Source organism: Rhizobium sp. WYCCWR10014, from assembly GCF_001657485.1.
Lineage (GTDB): Bacteria > Pseudomonadota > Alphaproteobacteria > Rhizobiales > Rhizobiaceae > Rhizobium.
On record NZ_LXFU01000031.1, the window covers coordinates 204195 to 216865 of the forward strand.

12 protein-coding genes are annotated in these 12671 nt (G+C 60.6%); 7 read left to right on the plus strand and 5 right to left on the minus strand.

The window, feature by feature from the left end:
• Positions 1–3 precede the first annotated feature (3 nt).
• On the minus strand, positions 4–894 hold the full coding sequence (locus A6U98_RS13285) for a proline iminopeptidase-family hydrolase (protein WP_064650425.1): 891 nt from the start codon (positions 892–894) through the stop codon (positions 4–6).
• A gap of 130 nt (positions 895–1024) precedes the next feature.
• Here A6U98_RS13285 and A6U98_RS13290 point away from each other — a divergent pair, with 130 nt between their 5' ends.
• The 4 genes from A6U98_RS13290 to A6U98_RS13305 all read left to right on the plus strand — a co-directional run bounded on the left by A6U98_RS13290 (position 1025) and on the right by A6U98_RS13305 (position 4753).
• Entirely contained in the window at positions 1025–1837 is an 813-nt protein-coding gene (locus tag A6U98_RS13290; RefSeq protein ID WP_018246939.1) for a LuxR family transcriptional regulator, read from the plus strand.
• Between the two features lie 63 nt (positions 1838–1900).
• A complete protein-coding gene (locus A6U98_RS13295; protein WP_064650427.1) occupies positions 1901–2803 on the plus strand; it encodes a proline iminopeptidase-family hydrolase in 903 nt (300 codons plus the stop codon).
• A gap of 93 nt (positions 2804–2896) precedes the next feature.
• On the plus strand, positions 2897–3754 hold the full coding sequence (locus A6U98_RS13300; protein ID WP_064650428.1) for an AraC family transcriptional regulator: 858 nt from the start codon (positions 2897–2899) through the stop codon (positions 3752–3754).
• Positions 3755–3847: 93 nt separating this feature from the next.
• Positions 3848–4753, plus strand: coding sequence for an NAD(P)H-binding protein (locus tag A6U98_RS13305; RefSeq protein ID WP_082933906.1), 906 nt, complete (start codon positions 3848–3850; stop codon positions 4751–4753).
• Positions 4754–4789: 36 nt separating this feature from the next.
• Here A6U98_RS13305 and A6U98_RS13310 read toward each other — a convergent pair whose 3' ends face one another.
• Positions 4790–5701 carry an acetamidase/formamidase family protein gene (locus A6U98_RS13310; protein WP_064650444.1) on the minus strand — a complete coding sequence of 304 codons (912 nt, stop codon included), beginning with the start codon at positions 5699–5701 and terminating at the stop codon, positions 4790–4792.
• 125 nt (positions 5702–5826) lie between these two features.
• Between A6U98_RS13310 and A6U98_RS35850 the strand changes: the two genes are divergently transcribed.
• Both A6U98_RS35850 and A6U98_RS13315 read left to right on the plus strand, forming a co-directional pair.
• A complete protein-coding gene (locus tag A6U98_RS35850; protein ID WP_312887442.1) occupies positions 5827–5964 on the plus strand; it encodes a proline racemase family protein in 138 nt (45 codons plus the stop codon).
• A 198-nt stretch (positions 5965–6162) separates the two neighbouring features.
• The gene (locus A6U98_RS13315; RefSeq protein ID WP_064650430.1) at positions 6163–9138 is read left to right on the plus strand and encodes an NAD(P)-dependent oxidoreductase; all 2976 of its coding nucleotides are present in this window, start codon (positions 6163–6165) and stop codon (positions 9136–9138) included.
• A 16-nt stretch (positions 9139–9154) separates the two neighbouring features.
• Here the strand turns inward: A6U98_RS13315 and A6U98_RS13320 are convergent, their stop codons facing one another.
• From A6U98_RS13320 to A6U98_RS13330, 3 genes are read right to left on the minus strand one after another with little or no spacing between them, the layout of a single operon-like run.
• Positions 9155–9937, minus strand: coding sequence for a 3-hydroxybutyrate dehydrogenase (locus A6U98_RS13320; RefSeq protein ID WP_029875400.1), 783 nt, complete (start codon positions 9935–9937; stop codon positions 9155–9157).
• Between the two features lie 11 nt (positions 9938–9948).
• Positions 9949–10689 carry an acetoacetate decarboxylase gene (locus A6U98_RS13325; RefSeq protein ID WP_011649696.1) on the minus strand — a complete coding sequence of 247 codons (741 nt, stop codon included), beginning with the start codon at positions 10687–10689 and terminating at the stop codon, positions 9949–9951.
• A complete protein-coding gene (locus tag A6U98_RS13330) occupies positions 10686–11816 on the minus strand; it encodes a patatin-like phospholipase family protein (RefSeq protein ID WP_064650432.1) in 1131 nt (376 codons plus the stop codon). Before A6U98_RS13330 ends, A6U98_RS13325 begins: the two co-directional genes overlap by 4 nt.
• A gap of 462 nt (positions 11817–12278) precedes the next feature.
• Between A6U98_RS13330 and A6U98_RS13335 the strand changes: the two genes are divergently transcribed.
• Positions 12279–12671, plus strand: a 393-nt coding sequence (locus tag A6U98_RS13335; RefSeq protein ID WP_156667848.1) for a helix-turn-helix domain-containing protein, incomplete at its 3' end; no start/stop codon positions are given.

Genomic DNA, 12671 nt, shown 5'->3' on the forward strand with positions numbered 1-12671 from the left:
GCATCAGCCTGCCTCGTGCCGGGCGAGAAAATCGAGAAGTGCTGGATAATAATCCTGCGGGTTCTCATAGAACGGCATGTGGCTGGCATTGGCAAATACCTTCAGCTCGGCATTTGGCAGGGCAAGCTTCATCCTGAGCGCACAGGCCGGCGTCAGCTCGTCATGCTCTCCCGTCGTGATGAGCACCGGCAGCGTCAGCCGCGGCAGGTCGGGGATGCGGTTCCAGTCCTTGAGGTTGCCGATATAGAGAAACTCGTTCGGCCCCTGCATCGTCTCATAGGGCGCCATGTTCCAATCGTCGAGCGAGCGGCGCACCGGCGCCGGCCATTCGGGCAGACGACAGACATGGCGATAGTTGAGGATGGTGACGGCAGCGAGATATTCCGGATGATTGTAGGTGCCCTGCGCCTCGTGCTTCTGCATCATCGAGACCGTTTCCGGGCCGAGCGCTGCGCGCAGCCGTTCCAGTTCCAAGATCAGATGCGGCATGTCGGCGACGGTATCCTCGAGGATCAGTGTCTTAAGGTTCTCGGGATAGGTCAGAGCGTAATCGATCGCCAGCCAGCCGCCCCAGGAATGGCCGAGCATATGGATCTTGCCGAGCCCCAGTGCTTTACGCACCGTCTCGGTCTCCTCGACATAACGGCCGATCGTCCAAAGCGAGAGATCATCCGGACGGTCGGAAGCGCCGGTGCCGAGTTGATCGAAGGCGACGACACGATAGCCCTTGTCGATCAGGCAGGAATGCGCCTCGCGCAGGTAATCGCAGGGCAGACCCGGGCCGCCGTTCAGGCAGAAAACCGTCTCGCTGCCGGTCCCGAAACTATAGGCAACGACGCGATAGCCATCGACATCGATCTCGAATCGCTCGTCCGGCCGTATTTCACGCCACATTGATCGCTCCGGCAGAAGATTTCGCTTGCTCAATATTTGGGCACGGCTAAATTTTTACCTTAAACCGCATTCAGTGCCAGCTATAAGAAGTGATAGGGTGGGCCGCGATGCCGAACCCCGGGAGCAGCCCATGCTTGACGACCCCATTCTTGACGACATCGGAACGATCAGACGGCAGTTCACCGCGCACGAAACGCTGGACGGCCGGATCGACCAGGCCTTCGAGGCGATGAAGCAGATCGGCTTCGAGGCGCTGATCTACGACTATACGCCGGTGCCCTACGATCTCGACGGCGCGATCATGATACCATCGCTGCTGAAACTGCGGAATATCTCCGACGACATGCACGACTACTGGTTCAATCGCGGCTATTTCCGTATCGATCCGGTGCAGCAGGTGGCGCTGCGCACCTCCGCGCCCTTCTTCTGGAACTACGACCCGGACGCCGACACGCTGATCAATCGTTTCATGAACGATGACACCGCGCCGGTGACGCGCTATTTGAGCGAACGCGATATGTCGACCGGCGTCACAGTCCCGGTTCATATGCCACGCGGCGACTATGCGACCGTCACCGGTATCCGCTTCGGCCGGAACAAAGATTTCGAACGGCACGCACTGCGCTATATCGCCGACTTCAACCTGCTTGCCCATGTTTTCCATGAGACCGCCTATTCGCTTTTCGACACGCGGGCGAAGAGCGTCGGCACGATCCGCCTGACCGAGCGGGAACGCGAATGCCTGCGCCATTCGGCGGAAGGTTACTCCGCCAAGGAAATTTCCCGCATCATCGATCGTTCCGTGCCGACTGTCGTGATGCATCTGAACGCCGCAACAAAGAAACTCGGCGCCCGCAACCGCACCCAGGCCGTGGTGCGCGCCACCCACTACCGCCTGCTCGAAGACCGGCCGACCCATAATTGGCCACCCTATAACTTGTGATAGCTGCCTTCACCGTCGCCGCCGCGTTATGTTTTTCATCAATGCTAAAAGATGGAGACACCCGTGGGCGAAGTCACGACCAAAGAAGCCTATCTGCCCTTTCGCGACTATCGCACCTGGTATCGCGTCACCGGCTCGCTGGAGAGCGGCAAGCTGCCCTTGGTCGTCGCGCATGGCGGGCCTGGCTGCACCCATGATTATGTGGATTCCTTCAAGGATATCGCCGCCCTCGACGGCCGTCCGGTCATCCATTACGACCAGCTCGGCAATGGCAATTCCACGCGACTTCCGGAAAAGGGCCCGGATTTCTGGACGGTCGGCCTGTTTCTCGAGGAGCTGGACGCACTGCTTTCCCATCTCGGCATTCGGGATCGTTATGCCTTCCTCGGCCAATCCTGGGGCGGCATGCTCGGCGCCGAACACGCGGTGCGCCGACCGCAAGGCCTGAAGGCGCTTGTCATCGCCAACTCGCCGGCCAACATGCATACCTGGGTTTCGGAGGCGAACCGGCTGAGGCAGGAACTGCCAAAAGAGGTGCAGGACACGCTGCTGAAGCATGAACTGGCGGGAAGCCTCACCGATCCGGACTATATCGCTGCCTCGCGCGTCTTCTATGACCGCCATGTCTGCAGGGTGGTGCCGTGGCCGCCTGAAGTGGCGCGGACCTTTGCGATCATGGACGAAGACAACACCGTCTACCGCAACATGAACGGCCCGACCGAATTTCACGTCATCGGCACGATGAAAGACTGGACGATCGAGAACAGGCTGGACCGCATCGAGGCCCCGACGCTGCTGATCTCGGGAAAATATGACGAGGCGACGCCCCTGGTGGTAAGGCCCTATCTCGAACGCGTTCCCGGCTGCGAATGGGTGCTCTTCGAAAATTCCAGCCACATGCCGCATGTCGAGGAAAAGCAGCTTTGCCTGGCGACCGTTTCCGGTTTCCTGTCGCGGCACGATTAATAAAACTCGTCCACGCCGACAATACCGTTTCTTGCCGCGGAGGTGACGCTTGGGATAGTCTTGGTCCCATTCGAGAACGAGTGGAACGGACCGATGAACGACCATCCGCAGGCAGGAAGCGCCACAGTCCTTGCAACGAGCAGGGGACGCGGCTGGCGCGGTCTGGAGGCTGAGCTGCTGCGCATTCCGCCTGGTCGCACGCATATCTCAGGCACGCCCTATCATCGCCTCGGAATCCATGTCGGCCGGCCGGTGCGGGCGCAATGCCGCTGTGACGGGCGGGAGTATCGCCGCCTGCAGAAGCATGGCGATATCGATGTGGTGCCAGCCGGCCTTGATGGCGTTTGGGAGGACGACCGCGAATGCATGATCCTGCGCTTGAAGATCAGCAAGGATCTTTTCCATCAGGCTGCCATCGGCCTCGGCCGCGATCCAGCGGCGGCGATCGCCCCGAAATTTCAGCTCCGTGATCCGCGGCTCGAGGCAATCGCTTGGGCCTTGAAAGCGGAACTCGAAGCGGGTGTACCGTCCGACAACCTCTATGCCGATACGCTGGCGACGGCCCTCGCGCTCCGCCTGATCGAGGCCGGCGGCGATACCTCTCACCCGGTGGATAACAGCAGAGCGCTCTCGCCCCGTCAGAAACGAATGCTCACCGACTACATCGAAGACAATCTTGATATGCCGCTTTCCCTTGCCGAATTGGCGGCTCTTGGCGGGCTGAGCCTCTCGCATCTGAAGACGCAGTTTCGAAACAGTTTCGGCATGCCGCCGCATCAGTATGTGCTGCACCGCCGGGTGGCTCGCGCCGAGGTGCTGATCCGGAGTTCCGACCTGCCCTTGAGCCAGATCGCGCTTGAGGCCGGCTTTGCGCATCAAAGCCATATGGCAAACAGCATGAAGCGGCTGCTTGGCATCAGCCCCGGCACCATCACCCGCTCGCGCAATTAAAAAAATTGGCCGATCCTGCAACGGATCGGCTGAATGCGCAGGCAATGCCCCTGGCGGCAGTACATCTTCCTTCGACTGCGAACAGAGGAAGGAATGATCATGTTTGTCGTCTTCGGCGCCACCGGCAAAGTCGGTAAGGCAACGATAACAAGGCTTCGCGCCAAGGGCACTCCCGTCAGGGCGGTGCTCCGCGATCCTGCCAAGGCTGTATCCCTTGCGGCGCTCGGATGCGAGATCGCCATGGCCGAGGTCGGCGATGCCGATGCCATGGCCGTCGCGATGAGAGATGCGACGGCTGTACAGCTCATCTGCCCGATCGACCCTCGCACCGCCGATGCTAGCCGCCAGATGCTGCAGTCGATCGAGCGGATGGTGGAGGCGATCGATGCCGCCCGGCCGCCGCGCGTCCTGGCGATCTCGGATTACGGCGCACATCTGACGATCGATACCGGCATTACCAGCCTGTTCCGTGCGATGGAGGAGCGGTTCCGGCAGTGCAGCACCCGGATGGTCTTCCTGCGTTCGGCCGAACATATGGAAAACTGGGCACGCTACCTGAAGATCGCCGGCGAGACCGGCATAATGCCGAGCATGCACCTACCAATGTCGCGACCTTTCCCGACCGTCTCAGCCGCCGACATCGGCGATATGGCCGCCGACCTTCTGCTGGCTGACGAGGATCATAGCCCTTCGCCGCGGATCGTCCATGGCGAGGGGCCGCGCGAATACACGGCGCTTGAGATCGCTGCGGCCTTGGGGAGCTTGTTGACCCGGCGCGTCGTCGCACACGAACTGCCGCGTGCCGAGTGGCCGGCAACGCTAATCCGCGCAGGACTTTCGGAAAGTTACGCCGATCTGATCATCAGGCTCAGCGATGCGCACAACAAAGGTCTGATCGGCGCGGAAGCCGGTGTCGGTGAAATCCGCCGTGGCCGCACGGGGCTTTCCGCTGCCCTTGAACCATTTCGTCCTGACGTTCGGCAGGCTGTGTCGCGATAGCCTCAATCCCGCATGGGGAGGAGTCCTGCCGGGACCCTATCGGCGAACCAGCCATTTCTTGGCAACACGGCAAGCCATCGTATAGGCCGGATCGAAGACATTGCCGACATCATAGCGCACCACCTGACCGAGCAGATGGCTGGCAGCCGTCCTGTCCAGGCCGTAATCCGATGCCAGCCAATTCAACATTTCGCTGGTCGCATGCTGGAGCGCCTGATCGAGGGGCCGGGCATTGCCGATGGTGAAGATGTCTTCGGCCGTTTCTCCGCGCGGCCAGACCAATCCGGCCTTCTTTTCCACCGTCAGCCGCACCGTGACCTCGAACGTCGTCTCGACGCCGGTTCCGACGATCTCGCCATCCCCTTGCACGGCATGGCAGTCGCCGAGAAAGAACAGGGCGCCGGCAGCTGCTACGGGCAAGCGGACCGTGGTCCCGGGGCCGAACAGCCGATAATCCATGTTGCCGCCATATTCGCCGCTGGTGGCGGTCGATATCGCCTGGCCGAGGCTCGGCGCCACGCCGAAACAGCCGATCATCGGAGCGAGAGGCAGAACGAAATTTTCAAGGCCTGCAACCGGCTCGGAAAGCCGGACGGTCAGGGCTTCGCGGTCGATGGTCCAAATGGCGATATCGCGCGGCGGCAGGTCACGAACCGTTTCAGGATCGACCACATTGGCCGCGACGACGCTGCGGGTAAAACCCGTGTCCCTGGTCGGGATCATGCTGATGATCTCGACCCTCAGCGCATCCCCGGGCTCGGCACCTTCCACGAAGATCGGACCGTTCATCGGATTGCCGCCGGATGCCTGCTTAATGCCGTCCTTGTCATGCCCGGCGGCGTCGAGCGTCTCGGTGACGACCGTATCGCCGTCGGCGATGTGCAGGGCCGGCGAAAGAGAGCCGATGACATTGTGAAAGCTCGTCGGGATGAGGCGGTGAGTGGTCATGAAAATACAGCTCTCGCTCGTTTCGAATGTCATGAGCCTGCGGCTGAACTGCCCGGCGGAGAGAGTTGCAGACTACTGTATAATTCCGTAAATCGGAATCGATTTAAGGACAAAATTATGCAGCAATTCAAAGTGCTACAGTATCGTTTGGCCCGTGCAAGGGCATCAAGCCAAGCGTCGGCGGCTGGGCAAGAATCATCGGGCACAACACGATATTCGTCGATGACCGCGATCCGCTGGCGCACGGTTTCCAGATAGTTTGATTGGACGCAAGTATCGGGTGCGTTTGTCATAATCGGTGATTCAGGGCTGGCCTGGACCTGCCGTAGCCAAAGCGCTGGTCGGTCGCGCTATCCAGAACGTCGCGATTGGCGCCGGACGGGGCGCTTTGAGTTCTTCTTCCGGGCAAGACCGCTCCTAAGATGTCTTGGCCACCTTCCCTTCAAGCAGATAGGCAGATCATGACACATATCGAGCAGATGCAGGACCAGCGACTTGAAGCGCTCCGACTGACGAAGTCGGGAGCACCGAAGCTGCCGTCCAATCCGTTTTTCGGCGTCGGTCCGATCACCGATGCGACCACCGACGAAGTGGATAGCCGCCTGCGGCGCATCGCTTTCGATACATGGATCGAGAAGACCTATCGCAAGTTCGACGACAGGGGCAACGATATCGGCGGCTTCACCACCGCCGAAATTTCCCGCAGCATGCACCGCGGCTACCCGGCAGATAAAATTCTGACCGACATGATGCGGGCGATCCATCGCTATTTCCACTTCCCGAAGGCGAACCGGATGGCTGTGGGACTCGGCGGCGGTCACAGCGGCTATACCGTCTGCGTCCAGCACCTGATGAACGCCAACGACGCGTCCCAGCGCGTCTACGTCGATACGCCGCGCCCGGAAAGCGATCCGGCCCGCGCGGCAGGCTTCTTCCGTCAGTCCTGGGCCACGCAGCTGATCGAGATGCAGCGCTTTGCCGAAAAGGGCTGCGAGAGCCGCATTCATTTTGCCGCCTCCGAGGGTGTGATCCCGACGGCCGCCGAGCTTTCCGCTCTCGGCGTGTCGATCTTCGTCGGCGTCGGCCACGAGACGACCGGCGCCAATGCCTATACCAGCCGTGAGATCCACGAGCTGCTGACCTGGATCGATGGCGATCCGGCAAACCGCCATGCGGTGTTCGACGCGACGTCGATGCTGGGCGCCATGCCTTGGGAGCCCGAGCTGGTCGATGCCGTGATGGCGAAATGCTGCTTGTTCATGCCGTTTCAGAAGGCGATCGGCGGGATATCGGGGTATTTCGTCGCCTCCTTCACGCCGCATGCCCTGACGCTCGTGGAGAAAAACCAGCAGGATCCGTCCTGGGCGATCCCGCGCCAGCTCAAGATCGCGCCGCCGATCGACGCGCGGCAGCCGCTTTCCGCCAAGCGATCCGTGGATGCCGGGCCGTTTTACGATGCCGCGGAAGACCGCATGCTCGGCGGCGTCATCAACACCTACAGCGCGCTTGCCTTTGCCGAAACCACCTTCGGCCTCCTGCAGTCCGAGGCGCGGGTCGGCTCGATGGTCGAGCTCAACAAGCGGTCTGCGGCCAATCGGGCGGTGATCGACGGCTGGGTCGAGTCGCACCCGCTGTTTTCGCTCACCGTCACCGATGCCGAGCGGCGCGGCGCGGCAGTGACGCTGCTAAAGGTGGAGGACGCCGGCATCACCGATCCTGCGATCCATGCCCGCATTATCGCTCGTTCAAAGCAACTGCTCGGCTATGAGGGCTTTACCCATCCGAACGGCGAGTTCGAGCCCGGCCTCGATGCGGCGCGCTACGTCAACGCATTCCCGGGAACGCCCGGCGACTACCGCGCCTGGGTCGGGGGCATCCGCGAGCCGGCCGATATCGTCGCGTTGCTGGAGAACCTGCAATATGCCTATCTGCGCGCCAAGATCGTCGTGATCGAGGAGGAACTGGCAAAGCAGGGCGTCACGTTCGCGTCGCCTGTGAAAGCCGGCGCGATGATCCGCAAGGACGATCCCGAACACGCCTATACGGTGCTGATCGCCGATCTGGTCGGCCTGCGCATTGGCGCAAATGGACAGCCCGACGACAGCGAAATCAGGACCTATGTCGAGGAAAAGGGCGGCGTCTTCCATGCCGGCCCGATCGGTGACAGGGCGGTGCTGGAAAAGGGCCGCATCCATTTCTTCTACCAGCCAAATCTCAGCACCGAGGCCGAAATCCTGCCGCAGACGGACAAGGGCCAGTATGACGCGCTGATCGCGGCGGCGACCTTCATCCCAAAGGCTTCCGTATTCCCGTTCGGCGGCGTGCGCATCGGCGCGGGCACCGGCAATATGGGCTCGGCCTCCTGGGGCGGCGGCAACGGCGAGGGCGGCGAGGCGCCTTTGATGAACACGCCCGGCATCAACAGCCGGGCGACCGCCCAGATGGCGATGAAGGCGATCCTCAAGGTTGTTCCCGACCTGCCCGTCGACAGGCTGCACCAAATGGTCGCCAACGGCGACTTTGATACCGGGCGCCAGCTCAAGGATTTCCCGACCGCCAAGCTGGAGGGCCGGAAAATCGCCATTCTAGGCTACGGCAATATCGGCCGCGAAGTCGCCAAGCTCGCCAAGGCTTTCGGCATGAAGGTGGTGATCTACGCGCGCCAGCATCACCAGCACTGGATCGAGTCGGAAGGCTTCGATTACGCCGCAAGTCCGGTTGAAGCGGCGACCGGCGCTGACGTACTCTCCGTCCATATCGGTCTCGGCCGGCTGGATGCTGCGACCGGCGCATACTCCAACGCAGGTGTTGTCGACACGCAGGTCCTCGACGCGATGAACGATGGTGCGGTGCTGGTCAATTACGACCGGGGCGAGGTCGTCGATGCGGCGGCGCTCGACCGGGCGCTGTCATCAGGAAAGATTGCCCATGCGGCAATCGACGCCGATCTCTTCAAGGATGCAGCGACCGGCAAGCTCAGCGGACCGATGGTTCCCTATCTGCCGCTCGAAGAGCGCCATAAGGGCAAGCTGGAACTGCTGCCGCACGCCGCCGCCGATACCGACCATCCTTCTCGGGTGACCGGCGCCAAGCAGGCGGTCGATCAGATCTTCGATGTCATCCGCTTCAAGTCGGTCACCAATTTGAAGGGTGATCTGCCGGAAGGGTATGTCTCGGCAGGCGGCCGCACACCTGCCGGAATCGGCCGTGTGACGAAGCGGGTGGTTAGCGAGATCAGCGGCAATTCGGAACTGCTGGACGAATTGCGGCGGACCTCGGAAAAGGTCGCGGCGATCGTCGGCGCGCTCTCCGTTGTCTCCGATCCGAGCCACCGCGACCGGATCATCGATCGCTATACCGGTCTGCTGGCCGAAAATGCCGGCCGGCAGCGGGCGCTTCTCGATCAGCTTGGCCTCTACGGGCCGGCGGCAGAGTAGGCCGCGGTCACGACCGTTACTGCATGTACCAGCCATGGCTGACAACCAGTGACTGGCCGGTGAGAGCATTGGTCTCGAAACCGGCAAACAGCAGCGCCACTTCGGCGACATCGTCAACCGTGGTAAACTGTGCATCCACAGTGCCGCCGAGCATTACCTTCTTGATGACCTCGTCTTCGGAAATTCCGAGTTCTTTTGCCTGTTCCGGAATTTGCTTGTCGACGAGCGGCGTCCGGACGAAGCCGGGACAGATGACGTTGGCGCGCACGCCATCCGGTCCGCCTTCCTTGGCGACCACGCGAGCAAGGCCGAGCAAGCCGTGCTTGGCGGTGACGTAGGCCGATTTCAGCGGCGAAGCCTCATGCGAATGCACCGAGCCCATATAGATGATCGCGCCGCCCTTCTGCGCCTTCATATGTGGTACGCAAGCCTTGGTGGTGAGGAACGCCCCATCGAGATGGATGGCGAGCATCTTCTTCCAGTCGGAAAAGGCGTAGTCCTCGATCTTGTTGACGATCTGGATGCCGGCATTGGAGACGAGCACGTCCACCCGGCCCCACTTGGTTACAACGGCGGCGACGCCGGCATTCACGGCTTCCTCGCTGGTGACGTCCATCGCAAGACCGATCGCCTCGCCCGGGCCCGCAGCCGTCAGGTCCTTGGCCGCCGCTTCCGCCGCCTCGAGCTTCAGGTCGGCGATGACGACCTTGGCACCTTCCGAAACGTATTTTTTGGCGATCGCCAGCCCGATACCGCTGGCCGAGCCGGTGACGATGCAGACCTTGTCCCTGAGCTTCATGGTTCGACTCCTTATTTTGCAAGATAATCATGGACCACTTCGCCGAGGCCCAGCGTCAGGTCCGAGAGAATATGGACGGCGGATTTGACCTCAAGCACCGGCAGGTCGGCGACCGGCGCCAGCGCGTGCGGAAACAGCGCCAGGGCGCCCGGTCCTTCCCACGCGCCCTTCACCGTCAGATCCTCCAGATAGTAGCGCACCAGTTCGCAGATGCGCGGTGTACAATCGACATGTGGAATAATCTTCAGCATGAAATTCGGCTGCTTCAGGCTTTCGAGGATTTTCGCCTCGTCGAGTGACCGATGCTTGAAGCCCATCGTTGCGGTGGCGACGCGCTGACCGCCATAGTCGAGCGTGCCGACCAGCGCATCCTTGACGGATGTCAGCGATGGCTCGGCCAGTTTCTTCGGAAAGCCCCAGATTTCGCGTCCGCCGGCGATCGGCGCGTCGTCGTTGAGATACATGGAATGCACGTAACCGCCATGTACCCCCTGATAGGTCACCGGGATGACCTGGCCGGATTCGGTATAGTCGCCAAAGCCGGTCGAGTCCGGCATGCGGATGAATTCGTATTTCACCAGAGGCTCATCGAACTGCAGCGGTTCGGGCACGACCCGGCGCAGGGCCTCCGGATCGGTGCGATAGGTGATGATCATATATTCGCGATTGACGAACCGGTAAGGCCCTGGCGGGTAGGATGGACTGGTCAGCGGCATGGCAAAGGCATTGCGAACGACATCTTCAATTTTCATGGTTTTTTCCCATGCAGGCGTTGCTCGGCAAGGTCGAAAATCCGTATCCCATTGGTCGGACGCGTTCGGTCGAGCCAATCTGGATGGTTCAGCGTCTCGACCACATCGTCATGGCCGGCCTTCCAGTGTTCCTCCACGGAGAGCCGCGAAAACTCATAGTCCTTGGACCCGGTTTCATAGGCGGCATGCCGATAGATCAGGTGCACCATGGTCACGGCGCAATCATTGCCGATCTTTTCAAGGAGCCTCGCATCGGGATCGTCCTTCAGCTCAGGCGGCAGCTTTTCAGTCAGCCTCTTGGCCGCCATGCGCACCGACTGAAGCTTGCGGAACTGGTCGGTGTTGAGCCGCGTGCGGCTGGAAAAACGGATTTCCTTCTCGCGGGCATCGACGTCAAAGACATCCTTCGGCAGCACGCCCTTGGCGCTGAACAAATCGACCTGGAAGATGCAGAGATCCGTCTCCAACTCGCTACCACCGAGAATGCGCTGCAGCGGCGTGTTGGAAACGATACCTCCATCCCAATAATAGCGGCCGTCGATCTCGACGGGCGCAAAACCCGGCGGCAACGCCCCGGAGGCGGCCACGTGTTTGGGTGAAAAAGCACAATCGCGGTTGTCGAAATAATTGAAGTTGCCGCTAACAACATCGACAGCGCCGAGGCTGAGACGGATGGCACCGGAATTGATCAGGTCGAAATCGACGAGACCGGCGAGGGTCTCCTGCAACGGCGCGGTGTCGTAAAGGCTGATCGCGGCCATCGGATCGCCCGGGATGTTCCATGGCGCAAAGACGCGCGGCGTGAAAAAGCCGGGAACGCCGGTCAAAGACCCCAGAAAAGCGGAGGATTCGTTGAACCATTTGCGCATCGCATTGCCATTGCCGAGAAAATGGCCGGACAGTCCAGACGAGACCCGATGCCAGAAGGTCCTTAGGTTATCGACACGCTCATCGACGGGGCTTCCAGCAATGATGGCTGAGTTGATCGAACCGATAGATATCCCGGCCAGCCAGTCGGGGCGGATGCCAGCCTCATGCAAAGCTTCGTAAGCGCCGGCCTGGTAGGCACCCAAAGCACCACCGCCCTGAAACACCAGCACGGTTTTCTCTGTCGGAATAGTACTCACGGGGCGCTTTTCCTCAAATGCTGCAACTGCTAACAAATAACACAGAAAAGGCCATCGAGCTGCACAGGGCAGATTAAGTTTCAGTAATGCACGATGGCTTCAGAGTAATCGTATACTCAGTCATTTCAGAGGCTTGCTAGTCAAAACGGCGGATTCTTCGCAACCATTGAGGCCTTTAGTTAGTCCTGCCGAGGGCATCTTGCAATGCAACAAAATGTGACAACGCTGGCCATTCGGCTATGTAGACTGCGAATTCACCCACGCCAGGCCAATCCTTCATTTCAGGCTTGCTACGACGTTCGACCAGCGTCGTCGGCTGGTTCAATCAACGAAGTCTCGCTTCGAGACAGGAGTACTCTTAAGTTCCATAATATCCGTTACGCCGCAAATTTGTGTAAGGGGGGCAGATTCCATTTTCAAATGCAACGAGGAGAATAACGGCCATAGTTTCAGGAGGATGGAATGGCCCGCTCTTTTGTGCAGTTGAGTATGGACGAACGTCGCGTCATCGCACGGATGCATGAGAAGAAGATCAGCCAGGCGGAGATTGCTCGCAGCCTTCGGCGTGACCGCTCAACGATCTGTCGTGAGCTGCGCCGGAATTTCTGGCATGACCGGGAGTTTCCAGCAGCTGAGGGTTACTGGCATGTGACGGCGCACGATATGGCTTCCGCGCGTCGTCGAAGTTATCGCAAGTTACGGCGCGATCCTTTGCTGTGCTCGGCCGTCATCGAGCAACTGAAGGAAGGCTGGTCGCCCGAACAGATTGCCGGACGCCTGAGAATTTCTGAGGGGCCTGCAAGGCTGTGCCACGAAACGATCTACCAGTATGTGTACTCTTCCGAAGGTCATGAC

What these genes read in the sequence shown, in the direction of transcription:
- A6U98_RS13285 (WP_064650425.1), bottom strand. Translation starts at nt 894, where the DNA reads ATGTGGCGTGAAATACGGCCGGACGAGCGATTCGAGATCGATGTCGAT.
- A6U98_RS13290 (WP_018246939.1), top strand. Translation starts at nt 1,025, where the DNA reads ATGCTTGACGACCCCATTCTTGACGACATCGGAACGATCAGACGGCAG.
- A6U98_RS13300 (WP_064650428.1), top strand. Translation starts at nt 2,897, where the DNA reads ATGAACGACCATCCGCAGGCAGGAAGCGCCACAGTCCTTGCAACGAGC.
- A6U98_RS13305 (WP_082933906.1), top strand. Translation starts at nt 3,848, where the DNA reads ATGATCATGTTTGTCGTCTTCGGCGCCACCGGCAAAGTCGGTAAGGCA.
- A6U98_RS13310 (WP_064650444.1), bottom strand. Translation starts at nt 5,701, where the DNA reads ATGACCACTCACCGCCTCATCCCGACGAGCTTTCACAATGTCATCGGC.
- A6U98_RS13315 (WP_064650430.1), top strand. Translation starts at nt 6,163, where the DNA reads ATGACACATATCGAGCAGATGCAGGACCAGCGACTTGAAGCGCTCCGA.
- A6U98_RS13320 (WP_029875400.1), bottom strand. Translation starts at nt 9,937, where the DNA reads ATGAAGCTCAGGGACAAGGTCTGCATCGTCACCGGCTCGGCCAGCGGT.
- A6U98_RS13325 (WP_011649696.1), bottom strand. Translation starts at nt 10,689, where the DNA reads ATGAAAATTGAAGATGTCGTTCGCAATGCCTTTGCCATGCCGCTGACC.